The 13905-nt window shown below is 72.2% G+C and carries 15 protein-coding genes; 9 read left to right on the top strand and 6 right to left on the bottom strand.

The window, feature by feature from the left end:
* The first annotated feature begins 44 nt into the window (after positions 1-44).
* The 8 genes from ASF18_RS04680 to ASF18_RS23520 all read left to right on the top strand — a co-directional run bounded on the left by ASF18_RS04680 (position 45) and on the right by ASF18_RS23520 (position 7335).
* A complete protein-coding gene (locus ASF18_RS04680) occupies positions 45-1061 on the top strand; it encodes a 2-keto-3-deoxygluconate permease (protein ID WP_056349847.1) in 1017 nt (338 codons plus the stop codon).
* 1 nt (position 1062) lies between these two features.
* Positions 1063-2352: a four-carbon acid sugar kinase family protein gene (locus tag ASF18_RS04675; RefSeq protein ID WP_056349845.1), complete on the top strand. Its 1290-nt coding sequence runs from the start codon at positions 1063-1065 to the stop codon at positions 2350-2352.
* Entirely contained in the window at positions 2349-3350 is a 1002-nt protein-coding gene (gene pdxA, locus ASF18_RS04670) for a 4-hydroxythreonine-4-phosphate dehydrogenase PdxA (RefSeq protein WP_056214133.1), read from the top strand. Before ASF18_RS04675 ends, pdxA begins: the two co-directional genes overlap by 4 nt.
* Positions 3351-3457: 107 nt before the next feature.
* Positions 3458-4231 carry a DeoR/GlpR family DNA-binding transcription regulator gene (locus ASF18_RS04665; RefSeq protein ID WP_056214136.1) on the top strand — a complete coding sequence of 258 codons (774 nt, stop codon included), beginning with the start codon at positions 3458-3460 and terminating at the stop codon, positions 4229-4231.
* A gap of 193 nt (positions 4232-4424) precedes the next feature.
* Entirely contained in the window at positions 4425-4892 is a 468-nt protein-coding gene (locus ASF18_RS04660) for a hypothetical protein (RefSeq protein ID WP_056214274.1), read from the top strand.
* 385 nt (positions 4893-5277) lie between these two features.
* Complete coding sequence (gene oxlT / locus ASF18_RS04655; protein ID WP_200917506.1) at positions 5278-6576, top strand: oxalate/formate MFS antiporter; 1299 nt, start codon at positions 5278-5280, stop codon at positions 6574-6576.
* Between the two features lie 206 nt (positions 6577-6782).
* Positions 6783-6980, top strand: a complete 198-nt coding sequence (locus ASF18_RS04650; RefSeq protein ID WP_056214138.1) for a hypothetical protein — start codon at positions 6783-6785, stop codon at positions 6978-6980.
* Between the two features lie 187 nt (positions 6981-7167).
* Positions 7168-7335, top strand: a complete 168-nt coding sequence (locus tag ASF18_RS23520; RefSeq protein WP_156649637.1) for a hypothetical protein — start codon at positions 7168-7170, stop codon at positions 7333-7335.
* 81 nt (positions 7336-7416) lie between these two features.
* Here the strand turns inward: ASF18_RS23520 and ASF18_RS04645 are convergent, their stop codons facing one another.
* The 4 genes from ASF18_RS04645 to ASF18_RS04630 all read right to left on the bottom strand — a co-directional run bounded on the left by ASF18_RS04645 (position 7417) and on the right by ASF18_RS04630 (position 12402).
* The gene (locus tag ASF18_RS04645; protein WP_056349844.1) at positions 7417-7977 is read right to left on the bottom strand and encodes a hypothetical protein; all 561 of its coding nucleotides are present in this window, start codon (positions 7975-7977) and stop codon (positions 7417-7419) included.
* A gap of 146 nt (positions 7978-8123) precedes the next feature.
* Positions 8124-8852 (bottom strand): 6-phosphogluconolactonase, encoded by a 729-nt coding sequence (pgl, locus tag ASF18_RS04640; RefSeq protein ID WP_056214145.1) that lies wholly within the window; start codon positions 8850-8852, stop codon positions 8124-8126.
* 73 nt (positions 8853-8925) lie between these two features.
* Positions 8926-9900, bottom strand: a complete 975-nt coding sequence (gene gnd / locus ASF18_RS04635; protein ID WP_056349843.1) for a phosphogluconate dehydrogenase (NAD(+)-dependent, decarboxylating) — start codon at positions 9898-9900, stop codon at positions 8926-8928.
* Between the two features lie 168 nt (positions 9901-10068).
* Positions 10069-12402: an NADP-dependent malic enzyme gene (locus tag ASF18_RS04630; protein WP_056214152.1), complete on the bottom strand. Its 2334-nt coding sequence runs from the start codon at positions 12400-12402 to the stop codon at positions 10069-10071.
* A 390-nt stretch (positions 12403-12792) separates the two neighbouring features.
* Between ASF18_RS04630 and ASF18_RS04625 the strand changes: the two genes are divergently transcribed.
* Complete coding sequence (locus tag ASF18_RS04625; protein WP_056214155.1) at positions 12793-13047, top strand: DUF3297 family protein; 255 nt, start codon at positions 12793-12795, stop codon at positions 13045-13047.
* A gap of 85 nt (positions 13048-13132) precedes the next feature.
* Here the strand turns inward: ASF18_RS04625 and ASF18_RS04620 are convergent, their stop codons facing one another.
* Positions 13133-13405: a hypothetical protein gene (locus tag ASF18_RS04620; RefSeq protein WP_056349842.1), complete on the bottom strand. Its 273-nt coding sequence runs from the start codon at positions 13403-13405 to the stop codon at positions 13133-13135.
* Between the two features lie 169 nt (positions 13406-13574).
* On the bottom strand, positions 13575-13883 hold the full coding sequence (locus tag ASF18_RS04615) for a hypothetical protein (RefSeq protein ID WP_056214162.1): 309 nt from the start codon (positions 13881-13883) through the stop codon (positions 13575-13577).
* Between the last annotated feature and the right edge of the window lie 22 nt (positions 13884-13905).

Here is a 13905-nt window from a genome sequence, read left to right as displayed (position 1 = left end):
CAAAAGCGAAAAAATTGCGCGAAACGCGCACGGAGGAGACGCGCATGCAGATTCCGATCAAGCGGGCCATCGAGGCGGTGCCCGGCGGCATGATGGTGGTGCCGCTCCTGGCCGGCGCCCTGATCGCCACCTTCTTTCCCGGCACCCCGAAGCTGTTCGGCTCGTTCACGGGCGCGCTCTTCTCCGGCGCCCTGACGATCCTGGCCGTCTTCTACGTCTGCATGGGCGCCAGCATCGACTTCCGCGCGACGCCCTACATCATGAAGAAGGGCGGCACCCTGCTGGTCGTGAAGGTCGGCATCGCCATCCTGCTGGGGCTGGTCTTCGGGCAGGTCCTCGGCGAGGCGCCCGTCGCGGCCGGCATGTTCGCGGGCCTCTCCACCCTGGCGGTGGTCGCCGCCATGAACGACACCAACGGGGGCCTCTACATGGCCCTGATGGGCCAGTACGGCCGCCCCCGCGACGTCGGGGCCTACACGGTGATGTCCCTGGAGAGCGGGCCGTTCCTCACCATGGTGACCCTCGGCGTCGCCGGACTCTCGGCCTTTCCCTGGCAGACCCTGGTGGGCGCGATCCTGCCGCTCCTCGTCGGCATGATCATCGGCAACCTCGACCGGGAGATGCGCGCCTTCCTCAGCCGGGCGATCCCCGTGATGATCCCGTTCTTCGCCTTCGCCCTGGGGGCCGGCCTCGACCTGACCAAGGTCTGGCAGGCCGGCCTGCTCGGCCTCGCCATGGGCGTCGCCGTGGTGGTGGTCACCGGCATCCCGCTGTTCTTCGCCGACCGGCTCACGGGGGGGACCGGCGTCGCCGGGATCGCGGCGGCCTCGACGGCGGGCAACGCCGCCGCCGTGCCGGCGATCGTCGCCTCGGCCAACCCGGCCTATGCCGAGGCCGCCGGACCGGCGACGATCCTGGTGGCGGCCTGCGTCGTCGTGACGGCGATCCTCGTGCCGATCGCCACCGCCTGGGCGTCCCGGCGCTTCGGCGGCGGCGAGGCCGAGGCCGAGACCGGGAGCCCGGAGGTCGCGCCCCCCACGCAGCCCGTCGCCGGCCGCTGACATGACCGCCGCCGATTCGGCCCGCCGCTGGCTCATCCTCGCCGACGACCTGACGGGGGCGGCCGATTGCGCCATCGCCTTCGGGCGGCGCGGCCTCGACGCGGCGGTGACCTGGGGGGAGGCCGCGGGCATCGCCGACCGGGACCTCGCGGTGCTGGCCTACGACGCCGACAGCCGCGGCCTGTCCGGGGACGCGGCGGCGGCGCGGCACGCCGCCCTGCTGGCGCGCTGGTTCGCGCCGGACCGGGTCCTGTTCAAGAAGATCGATTCGACCCTCCGGGGCCAGCCCGCCGCCGAGACCGCCGCCACCCTGGCGGTCCTGGCGGCCCGGACCGGGTCCGCCTTCGGGATCTGCGCCCCGGCCTTCCCGGCCACCGGCCGGACCACCCTGGAGGGCCGGGTCCGGGTCGACGGCCGCCCCCTGGAGGCGGCGGAGGTCTGGCGGCGCGACCACACCTACGCGAGCGCCGACCTCCGGGCCATCCTCGCCGGCGCGGGGATCCGCAGCGAGACGGTGTCGCTCGCTACCGTGCGCGGGACCGGCCGCGGCGGCGACTTGGTCGCCGACTTGGCCGCGGAGCTGGCCCGAATCGCCGCGACGGGGCCGGCCGTCGCGGTCTGCGATGCCGAGACCGAGGCCGACCTCGACCGGATCGCGGCGGCGGGCCTGTCCCTGGCGCCGGCCCCGTTCTTCATCGGCAGCGCGGGCCTCGCCCATGCGCTCGCCGCCCTCCCGACGGCACCGGCGATGCAGCCCCCGTCCCACGCGCCGAGCCGCTTCGGCAGCCTGATCGTGGTCGGCTCGCTGGCCGCCGCCAGCCGCGCGGCCGCCCGCCGGCTTGCCGGACGGGACGGCGTCACCCACCTGCCCGTGGACCCGGGGACGCTGCTCGTCGACGGCCCGGCCCGGGCCGCCTTCGCCGGCCGCGTCGCCGCCATCCTCGAGGCCGGGGGCGACGCCCTGGTGGAGATCACCACCGCGGGCGAGCCCGACATGGCCCTCGGACCGCGCCTGGCCCGGGGCCTCGCCGAAGCCCTCGACCCGGTGGCCTGCCGGATCGGTGCCGTGGCGGCCACCGGCGGCGAGACCGCCGCGGCGCTGCTGGCGCGCTTCGGCGTCGACGGCATCCGCCTCGTCGACGAGATCGAGCCGGGGGTCTCCCTCGGCCTGACCCTGGGGCGCCTCGCCGTGCCGGTCGCCACCAAGGCCGGCGCCTTCGGCGACGCCGACTCCCTCATCCGCATTCGCGAGCGCCTGCGCGCCGCCCGACTCGAAGGACGCTTCTCATGACCCGCCCCACGCTCGCGATCACCATGGGCGACCCCGCCGGCATCGGGCCGGAGATCATCATGAAGGCTCTGGGGCATGCCGACGTCCAGGCGACGTGCCGGCCCCTGGTCATCGGCGACGCCGAGCGCCTGCGGCAGGCCGGCCGGATCGTCGGCTCCGGCCTGACGGTCGATGCCCTGTCGGCGGCCGGGGAGGCGGATTTCGACGGCGGCGCGGTGCAGTGCCTCGACCTCAAGGTCGTGCCCGCCGACCTGCCGTTCGGGCAGGTCTCGCCGGTCGCCGGGGAGGCGGCCTACCGCTACATCGAGAAGGCCGTGGCGGTGGTCCAGGCCGGGCAGGCCCAGGGCATCTGCACGGCGCCCCTGTCCAAGGAGGCGCTCCACGCCGCCGGCCACAGGTTCCCCGGCCACACCGAGCTCCTCGCCCACCTCACCGGCACGCCGGAGGTCTCGATGATGCTGGTCTCGCCCAAGCTGCGGGTGATCCACGTCACCACCCATATCGGCCTCATCGACGCCATCGCGAAGATCGAGCCCGGCCTCGTCGAGCGCGTCATCGCCCGCGGCCACGCCGTCCTGGTGAAGGCGGGCCTCGCCGATCCGAAGATCGGCGTCTGCGCCATCAATCCCCATGCGGGCGAGAACGGCCTGTTCGGGCGGGGCGAGGAGGCGGAGAAGATCGCCCCGGCCATCGCGGCCTGCCGGGCGAAGGGCTGGGACGTGCGCGGACCGCTGCCCGCCGACACGCTGTTCTTCCTCGCCGGGCGCGGCGACTACGACATGGTGGTGGCCATGTACCACGATCAGGGCCACGGCCCGATCAAGGTCCTGGGACTCGAGGCAGGGGTGAACATCACCGTGGGCCTGCCGGTGATCCGCACCTCCGTGGACCACGGCACGGCCTTCGACATCGCCGGCACGGGGATCGCGGACGAGCGCAGCCTGATCGAGGCCCTGCGCCAGGCCGTCGACCTCGCGCCGAAATCGATCGCCGCCTGAGACCGCGTGGGTCCTGTCGCGTCGCCGCCGATCCGGGCGAAACGCCCTGGCCAGCGGCCGCGACCTCGGCCATGACGAGGGATCGAAGCCGGGAGAGCCACGAACCCATGTCGATGCGCAGCCAGGAGCGTCGGGCGTTGCTGCTGGAGGCGCTGAGCGTCGGCGAGATCGACGTCGACGACGTGGCGGCCCGCCTGAAGGTCTCCGCCTCCACGGTCCGCCGCGACCTCCAGCACCTCTCCGCCACCCGGGCCGTGCGCCGGACCTATGGCGGGGCGATCCTGACGCGCCACCCGCCCGAGACCACCCTGACCGAGCGGCTCGCCGTGAACGGCGCGGAGAAGCGGGCGATCGCCCGCGCCGCCCTCGACCTCGTGGCGGACGGGGACACGCTGATCCTCGACGCCGGCTCGACGGTGGCGGCCTTCGGCCAGCTCCTGGCCAAGCGGCGACTGCGGATCATCACCAACAACCTCGCGCTGCTGCCCTTCCTGGCCGAGGCGCCGGACCTCGACCTCGTCGTCCTCGGGGGCGCGCTCCGGGCCACCAGCATGAGCACCGTCGGCCCCCTTGCCATCGAGGCCCTGCGCCTGATGACGGCGGACCGGGCGATCGTCAGCGCCGACGGCGTCGTGGCCGGGCGCGGCCTGTGCGAGGCGAGCCTCGACCAGGTCGCCCTCAAGTCCCTCATGATGCGCCAGGCGCGCGAGGTGATCGTGCTGGCCAATGCGGGCAAGCTCGGCCGGGCCGAGCAGACCGCCTGGGCGCCGCTTCCGCGCGACTGGACCCTCGTGACGGATTCGCCGGAGCCGCGCGAGGAGCTGCGGCGCCTGGCCGAGGCCGGCGCCCGGATCCACGTGGCGCCCGACCGGGACGGCTGATCCGGGCTCCGCTCGATCGAAGCGGTGCCCGGATCGGCAAGCCGGCGCGGCGCGTGCGCGAAGCCCACATCCGCCATCCCGAAGGGATCCGCCGGATTGGGTAGTAGGCGCGCGCCGGCTACCGCCGCGCCGTCCGTCCGGGCTAGGATCGGTCGATCCTGAGCCGGGGGCCGGACGCGTGACGCGACGCCTGATGAAGTTCCTCCACACGATGGGGTCGACCGGCCTTCTGGGCGCGATGGCGGCCCTCGTCGTCATGCTCGGCGCGGCGCCGCCGCCGAGCGCCCTCGACGGCTACGCCGCGGCACGGGCCGCCATGGGGGCGGTCGCCACCTGGATCGTCCTGCCGAGCCTGGCGCTGACCCTGGTCTCCGGGCTGCTGGCCATGACCCTGAACCGCGGCTTCCTCAACGCGGGCTGGGCCTGGCTGAAGCTCGCCACCGGGGTGCTGATGTTCGAGGGCGTGCTCGTCTACGTGCAGGGGCCGATGCGCCAGGAGGCGGAGCAGAGCGCCCTGGCGCTGGCGGGACGGGTCGATCCCGCCACCCTGGCGGCCAGCCTCGGGCCGGAGCGCGGGACGCTCTGGGTGTTGCTGGCGGTGGCCACGGCGAACGTCGTCCTGGGCATCTGGCGGCCGCGGCTCCTGCGCCTGCCCCGCTAGGGATCCGCGGCCGGACCGCGCGGTCTCCAGCCTCTTCCGAAGGCTTTCCCGGGAAAAGCCGCCGTCACGACAGGCACAGGACAGCATTGTGCCCCGCCGCCAGCGATGATCCGGCGGCCAGCCGCGTCCTAATCAGGAACGGATTCCGCACAACCTCGGTCAGAGGCGATAAACGCGCCCAGCGGCCCGTTTAATCCCGAAAAATCCCGCCCCGTCGTAGAATTATTCTGCTTGCACCGATCCGTGGCATACCAAATAATGCAGGTGTGCTGCCCGACAAATGAACCATAGGATTCGCCTCAGGCGTGCGGGCCGCAATCGAGCATTCCAATCGGGATCTTCAACACAACGCATCCCGTCCCAAGCAGAACGAGGAAACGAGCTCATGGCGATGACTGCTGCCGCGCCCCCCGCAACGAAACCATCCGTCAATCGATGGTTGCAACTGATTCTCGGCGTGGCCTGCATGGTCGCCGCTGCCAATATACAATATGCCTGGACACTCTTCGTCCCCGAGATCCAGAAGACCTTCGGCTGGGATCGCGCGGCGATCCAGGTCGCGTTCACGATCTTCGTCGTGGTCCAGACCTGGCTGACCCCGATCGAGGGCTACTTCATCGACAAGTACGGCCCGAGCCGCGTGGTGATGTTCGGCGGCCTGATGACGGGCCTGGCCTGGGTCATCAACTCCTACGCCACCTCGCTCACCGGCTTCTATGCCGGCTCGGTGGCGGGCGGCATCGGCGTCGGCTGCGTCTACGCCACCTGCATCAACAACGCCCTGAAGTGGTTCCCGGACAAGCGCGGCCTCGCGGTCGGCCTGACGGCGGGCGGCTACGGCGCGGGCTCGGCCCTGACGATCATCCCGATCGCCAACATGATTTCGCAGGGCAGCTACGCCCAGGCCTTCTTCATCTTCGGGCTGATCCAGGGCGGCATCATCATGCTGGCGGCCATCGGCCTGCGCGCACCGTCCAAGGGCGAGGTCACCTTCTCCACCAAGGTGCTGCAGACCCGGCGCGACTACACCCTGCGCGAGGCCCTGCGCACGCCGGTGTTCTGGGTGATGCTGCTGATGTTCACCTGCACGGTCACGGGCGGCCTGATGGCGGTGGCCCAGCTCGGCGTCATCGCGCAGGATCTCGGCGTCAAGGAATTCCAGGTCAACCTGTACTTCTTCGCCATGGCCGCGCTGCCCTTCGCGCTGATGCTCGACCGGATCATGAACGGCATCTCGCGTCCGCTCTTCGGCTACGTCTCCGACCGGATCGGGCGCGAGAAGACGATGTTCATCGCCTTCACCATGGAGGGGATCGGCATCGTCGCGCTGGGCTACTTCGGCACCAACCCGTGGGCCTTCGTCATCCTCTCGGGCATCGTGTTCCTGGCCTGGGGCGAGGTCTACTCCCTGTTCAGCGCCACCGCCGCCGACACCTTCGGCTCCAAGCACATCGGCAAGATCTACGGCGTGCTCTATTGCGCCAAGGGCTTCGCCGCGCTGTTCGTGCCGGTGGGCAACCTGCTGATGCAGGCGACCGGGACGTGGGCGACGGTGCTCTACACCGTGGCGGTGATGGACCTCGTCGCGGCCTTCCTCGCCATCGCCGTGCTGCGGCCGATGCTGAAGCGCCACCACGCCGCGCAAGGCGTGGCCCAGCCGGCCGGCGCCCTGGCGCACGCCTGACCCGCCCGCGCCCCGGCCCCCGGGCCGGGGCATCCCCGGGCGTCCCGCCGCGCCCGGCCCGACGCGACGTCCCCCTCTCGAGCCGGGCCCGGAGCCCGGCTCGAAGCCGTCCGCCCCCGGGCGATCCCGAGCGGTGTCGGGCGGGCCCCCACCGGGCAACATTCCGGGCAAGGTTTCGAGCAAAGGTTCCGAGCAAAGGTTCCGCGATGGTCCTCTCCGTCCTCCTCGCCCTGGTGAGCATTCCCTTCGCGATCGTCGTGCTGCAGACGGCGGACTTCAATCGCGACGTGTTCGCCGTGCTGTACGTCTCCTCCCTCGGCCTCGTCCTGTCGGCCATCCTGCTGGTCGGCGGCTACTACCTGCTGCCGCTGCCGCCGATCGTCCCCGAGCCGCTGCACCGATGATCGCGGGATCGGGGCCGCGGAAGCGACCGGCCTCGTCCGAGCGATCGTCCCGACCTTCGCGGCCCCACCGTCGCTTGCCGGCCGTCGAGGCCGGCCCCGGTTGCATGACCGCCTTGCGGTATGTGGCATACCAAATCCCGTTGTGCGGTGCGACAATCCTCCGTCGCACCGCAACCGGGATACTTCGATGCTCTCTCTGTTCGTTCTCGGCCTGGCCGCCGTCGCCATCGGCCCGATGCTGGCCCTGCTGGTGGACGAGGAGGCCACCGGACCGGCGGCCGCCGACACGGGCTCCGCCGGCATGTTCGTCGCGCTCAACGACAACGCCCTGTCGACGGCCCGGCGCGCGGCCTGAGCGAGGCTCGCTCCCGACGTTTCGACCCGCCCGACGCCCGTCGCGGCGGGTTTTGTCATGCGCCGGCCTGGGCGGACGGCGTCAGGGCGTTCTGGGAGGCTTGGCCGCGGCGGCGCGGGCCGGCCGCACCGGCCTGGCTTCCGGCGCCGTCGGATCCTCGGTCGTGAGGGCCCCGGTCGGGTCGTCGAGCACCGGGATCCGGTCGAGGCTGAGGGCCGAGCGCGCCCCGTCCCCGCGCCCCGAGGTCGGCGGCGGGGCGGCGGGGCCCGGGCCGCGCGCGTCGCGGCTCGACCCGGCGTCGACCCCGGCTCCCGCCGTCGCGGCCGGCCGCCTGGCGGGCGCGAGAGGGGGCGCGGGCTCGGCCACGGCCCGGGCGACCGGCTCGGCGGCCCAGACCCGGGCGGCGGCGGGCGCCTCGTCCAGGGCCGGGGAGGGCGCCTTCACGGTGAGAACCAGCAGGATGGGCAGGCCGAGGCCGGCCACCAGGGCGAGGCCCGCAATGGCGCCGGAGCGCATGCCGCGCAGGATCGGATGCGGCGCGGCCTCGGAGATCGAGCGCAGCGGTCCGATGCGGTGCCGGGCGGTGCGGCGCCACCGCCGGGGACGGGCGGGGCGGCGGGACAGGCCTGCGGAAGACTCCACGCCCAAGACTCCCCGCCCATGACACAGCGTTGCGAAACCGGGCCAGTCCGCCAATTCGAAAGTGTTCGCCTACCGATACCGACAAATCAACATCTTTTGTCAGTGAAGCGTCGGCCGGGACCGCCGCATCTCTGATGTCGCGCAGATCAGGCGCCTGCCGCCTCCTGGTCGACCAGCCAGACCAGGCGGCCAACACTGCGCAGGTGCCGGACGGGCAGGTCCTCGCCGCGGGCGAGTCGGCGCAGGGGTTCCTGCTTCCCGGCCCCCGTCACGAGGACCAGGGTCTCCCGGGCCGAGGCGAGGGCCGGGAAGGTGAGGGTGATGCGCGGCACGAAGGGGGCGAGCCCCGCCTCCGGCACCGGCGCCGTCCAGGCCTGCCGCTCGGCCAGGGCCGGCTTGGCCGGAAACAGCGAGGCCGTGTGCCCGTCCTCGCCGAGGCCGAGGAGGACGAGGTCGAACAGGGGCCGGGCGGGATCGAGGACGGCGGCGCCGTAGAACGCCCGCAGGGTCTCGGCATAGGCGCGCGCCCCGGACTCCGGGGTTCCGCCCGTGTCCATCCCGTGCAGGTGCCCCTCCGGGATCGGCGCGTCGCCGAAGGCCTCGCGCGCCATGCGGACATTGCTCGCCGCATCCGTCCACGGCACCATCCGGTCGTCGCCGAAGAACCAGTGCAGGCGCTCCCAGGGCAGTTGCGCCCGGTAGTCCGGGCCGCTCAGCCGGGCGTAGAGCCGCTTGGGCGTGGAGCCGCCGGAGAGGCAGACCGCGATGGTCGGACGCGGCGCCGAGCCGCACAGGGCCACGAGGCGGGCGGCGGCGGCCTCCGCCACCGCGTCGGCATCGGGCAGGATCTCGGCGGCCTCGGGCAGGGGGATCATCGGCGCGGAACCTCGATGGGGGCGGGACGGGTCCGGGGGCGGCCCCCCGGACGCGCGGGCGACCGCCGCGGGGTTATTTCGGCTCCTGGTGGCCGCCGAAGCCCTTGCGCATGGCCGAGAGCAGCTTGTCGGCGTAGCTCGCCTCCTCGCGGGAGCGGAACCGCGCGTAGAGGGCGGCCGAGAGCACGTTGGCCGGCACGGATTCCTCGATGGCGGCGTTCAGGGTCCAGCGGCCCTCGCCGGAATCGGCGACGAAGCCGGAGAAGTCCTCCAGGTGCTCGTCCCGGGCCAGGGCCCCGGCGGTGAGGTCGAGGAGCCAGGACGAGACCACGCTGCCGCGGCGCCAGACCTCGGCGATGTCGCCGATGTTCAGCCGGAAGCGCTGGGCCTCGGGCAGGTCCTCGGAATCGGCGTGCCGGAGGATGTCGAAGCCCTCGGCATAGGCCTGCATCAGGCCGTACTCGATGCCGTTGTGGACCATCTTGACGAAGTGGCCGGCCCCGCTCGGACCCGCATGGATGTAGCCGGCCTCCGCGCGGGGATCGCGGCCCTCGCGCCCCGGGGTCTTCGGGATGGTGCCGAGGCCGGGCGCCAGGGTCCGGAAGATCGGGTCGAGGCGCTCCAGGGCGGCCGTGTCGCCGCCGATCATCATGCAGTAGCCGCGCTCCAGGCCCCAGACGCCGCCGGAGGTGCCGACGTCGACGTAGTGGATGCCAGCGCCCTTCAGCGTGGCGGCGCGGCGGATGTCGTCCTTGTAGAAGGAATTGCCGCCGTCGATGATGACGTCGTCCGGGGCCATCAGGCCCCCGAGACTCGTCACCGTGGCCTCGGTGATGGCGCCCGCCGGGAGCATCACCCAGGCGGCCCGGGGCACGGAGAGCTTGGCGACGAAGTCCTCGAGGCTGTCCGCCCCCGTGGCGCCCTCCGCCACCAGGGCGGCGACCGCCTCCGGGTTCTGGTCGAAGACCACCGCCTGGTGCCCGTCCCGCAGGAGCCGGCGGACGATGTTGCCGCCCATCCGGCCGAGGCCGATCATGCCGAGTTGCATCCCGTGTCTCCCGTGCCCGCGACGGCGCGCCGGATTCGCGCCCGGCCGTCGCACGCTCCCTCGTGCGAAGGGCTAGCGCATTTGGCCTGCCAGGGCGAGGCGGCGGACCGGCCGCCGCCCCTGCGTCCGGCGCGCGGGTCTCGCCCTTGCCGGACGCCGTCGCCGCCCTCAGGCGGAGGTCGGCCCGACGCCGGGCTCGGCCAGCACCGGGCTGGCGCCGACCTCGGCCGCCTGCGCCTCGACCACGGCGGCGGCCGTGACGTTGACGATGCCGCGGGCGGTCACCGAGGGCGACAGGATGTGGGCGGGCTTGGCCGGGCCGATGAGCAGGGGCCCGACGGGCAGGGCGTCGGCCAGCACCTTGGCGAACTGGAAGGCGATGTTGGCCGCATCCAGGTTCGGCAGGATCAGCACGTTGGCCGCGCCCTTCAGGCGCGAGGCCGGCATCACCCGGTCGCGAATCAGCTCCGACAGGGCGGAATCGGCCTGCATCTCCCCGTCGACCTCGAGGTCGGAGCGGCGCTCGCGGATCAGGCCCAGGGCGGTGCGCATCTTCACCGCCGAACGCGAATCCGACTGGCCGAAATCCGAATGGCTGAGGAGCGCGATCTTCGGGGTCAGGCCGAAGCGGCTGACATGCTCGGCGCAGGCCACGGCGACGTCGGCGATCTCCTCCGCGCTGGGATCCGGCCGCACATGGGTGTCGGCGAGGAAGTAGGCGCCCTCCTTGGTGACGATCAGGCTCATGGCGGCGAAATCGAGCACGCCGGGCGCGAGGCCGATCACGTCGCGGATCACCCGCAGGCGGGTCTCGAAGCGGCCCTCGAGGCCGCAGATCAGCGCGTCCGCCTCGCCGCGGCGCACCGCGATGGCGCCGATCACCGTGTTGTTGGTGCGCACCAGGGTGCGGGCGGCGTCGGGCGTGATGCCGCGCCGGCCGGCGGCCTCCAGGTAGGTGGCGACGTAGTCGCGGTAGCGCGGATCGTCCTCGGGATCGATGAGGTCGAAATCGACGCCCTGCTTCAGGGAGAGGCCGAAGCGCTTGATCCGGGTCTCGATCACCCGGGGCCGGCCGACGAGGATCGGCCGCGCGACCTTGTCCTCGCAGATCGCCTGGGCGGCGCGCAGCACGCGCTCGTCCTCGCCCTCGGTGTAGATGACCCGCTTGGGGTTCTCCTTCGCCTTGGAGAAGATCGGCTTCATGATGAAGCCCGAGCGGTGGACGAAGCGGTCGAGGCTGTCGGTATAGGCCTGGATGTTCTCGAGCGGCCGCCCGGCGACGCCCGAATCCATCGCGGCCTGGGCCACGGCCGGGGCGATGCGCAGGATCAGGCGGGGGTCGAACGGGCTCGGGATCAGCGAGCGCGGGCCGAAGGGCCGGGCCTCGCCGCCATAGGCGCGGGCGACCACGTCGGAGGGCGTCTCGCGGGCGAGCGCGGCGATCGCCTTCACGGCGGCCTGCTTCATCTCCTCGTTGATCGAGGTGGCGCCGACGTCGAGGGCGCCCCGGAAGATGTAGGGGAAGCACAGGACGTTGTTGACCTGGTTGGGGAAGTCCGAGCGCCCGGTGCAGATCATCGCGTCGGGGCGCTTCTCCTGCGCCAGGTCCGGCATGATCTCGGGGTAGGGGTTGGCCAGCGCCATGATCAGCGGCTTGTCGGCCATCGTTTCCAGGTATTCGGGCTTCAGGACGCCGCCGGCCGAGAGGCCGATGAACACGTCGGCGCCGGGAATCACCTCGGCCAGGGTCCGGGCCTGCGTCTCCTGGGCGTAGACGTCCTTCCAGCGGTCCATCAGCTCGGGCCGGCCCTTGTAGACCACGCCCTTGATGTCGGTGACGGTGATGTTCTCGACGCGGGCGCCCAGCGACACCAGCAGGTTGAGGCAGGCGAGCGCCGCCGCACCCGCGCCCGAGGTGACGATGCGGACGTCGGAGAGCTGCTTGCCGGCGAGCTCCAGGCCGTTGAGGACGGCGGCCGCCACGATGATCGCGGTGCCGTGCTGGTCGTCGTGGAAGACCGGGATGTTCATCCGGGCCCGGCACTGCTCCTCGACCTCGAAGCACTCCGGCGCCTTGATGTCCTCGAGGTTGATGCCGCCGAAGGTCGGCTCCAGGGCGCAGACCACGTCGACGAGCTTGGCCACGTCGTGCTGGGCGACCTCGATGTCGAACACGTCGATGCCGGCGAACTTCTTGAACAGGACGGCCTTGCCCTCCATCACGGGCTTCGAGGCGAGCGGCCCGATGTCGCCGAGGCCGAGCACGGCCGTGCCGTTGGTGAGCACCGCGACGAGGTTCTGCCGGATGGTAAGGGTGGCGGCCTCCTGCGGATCCTCGTGGATCGCCATGCAGGCGGCGGCGACGCCGGGCGAGTAGGCCAGCGCCAGGTCGCGCTGGTTGCCCAGCGGCTTGGTCGCCTGGATCTCCAGTTTCCCGGGCCGCGGCAGTCGGTGATAGACGAGCGCTCCCGACTTGAGATCGTCGGACATATTGTCGCCCATGGTCGTCCTCCTGAGGATTGCGCGCTGCCCCGGCGTCGGAGCGCGTCTCCCATCATCGGCGGGATCTTCGCTGGGGGCTCCTGTTGCACCGGCTGCCGGATGGGCGCAACCCGCGCGCGGAGACCCCGAATCGACCGTGCCCGCCCGCTCTTCGGGCCGGTTTTCCCTTCGGCACAAACTCCTACGGCGGGGCATTCCTGTCGCGTCCGGACCGCGGCCCGACGCTGACGATCGGCGGATTTTGTTCCATCGCGACGGGGATTGCGTTCCTGGCCGCCCCCGCGACGCGCGCTCCGGACGGCCCGGCGTTGCGGCCTCGCGCCGAATCCCGTACCCGCTAGCGCTCGCCGTCCCCACCGCACGACGTGAAACGATCCAAGGCCCGCGACGATGTCCGACACGCCCCCCGACCGCCTCGCTGTGAATCCCAACAGCCCGTACTACGACGAGAAGATGCTCGAGCGCGGCATCGGCATCCGCTTCAAGGGCGTCGAGAAGACCAATGTCGAGGAATACTGCGTCAGCGAAGGCTGGGTCCGCCTCTCGGCCGGCAAGACCCTGGACCGGGCCGGCAACCCGATGACGGTGAAGCTCAAGGGCCCCGTGGAGCCCTACTTTCGCGATGACGCGCCGGCCGAAGCCTGAGGCTCAGGCCGACGCCGCCTCCAGGGGGGAACGGCGTCGGCGCCCCGTAGGGCGCGATCCTAGTGCCGCGGCTGTTGTCCGCCTCTCAGCCGTGCAGGAATTTTGCAAGCGCGGCCCGGTCGCCGGCGCGCAGCGGTTCGGCGACGCTCAGGACCATCCGGCGGCGTCGCCGGAACCCGTCAATGTCGGGGGACCGGTCTTCGCGAAGCTCCGGCTCCAGGGTTTCGCATAGCGCCCCCGCGGCATCCAGGAGGCTCGTCAGAAGATCGGCCCCCGGCAGGAAGGTCCGCACCATCCTCCCGTGCGGGGTACGGAAGTCCTCGTGGGAACCGCGGTCGATCAGGACGCGCAGGGCCACGTGGCGAACCGGACGAAGCCAGAGACAGTCAGATCCGATCTGAATCAGGTCGTCGTATCGCACCGTCAGCGGTCCGCTCGTCCGATCTCGCCGCCGCAAGGACCATGCATCCTCAAGTTGCATTCTTTCGCGCTTGGGGAAGTCGGGAATCGCGCCTCGGGCGTCCCGATCAGGCCGGACCCGCCCGCTCCCGCTTCGCCCGCTCGCCGTTGAAATTCCGCACCGCCACGGCGACCGCCTCCGCCAGAGCCGCCTCGGAGGTCGGGTCGCGCAGGACGAGGCTGGTGATGGCGTCGGGGTGGTTCTTGCGCTGCTTCGGCGTGCGGGCGTGGTTCGAGACCCGCAGGGCGAAGGCACAAGCCGCGGGCTTGAGATAGACGCTGTCGCCCCGGGTGTTGCGTGCCACCACCGCGAAGCCCTGCGCCGCGAGGATCGCGACGGCGCGGGCCAGGGCCTCGGCGGGCCGGAGGACGGTCATGCGCGCGACGTCCCGTGAGCCC

The sequence above is a fragment of the Methylobacterium sp. Leaf89 genome, from assembly GCF_001422215.1.
GTDB lineage: Bacteria > Pseudomonadota > Alphaproteobacteria > Rhizobiales > Beijerinckiaceae > Methylobacterium.
Note: the sequence above shows the minus strand (reverse complement) of the source record. Positions and strands in the feature narration are given on the sequence as shown.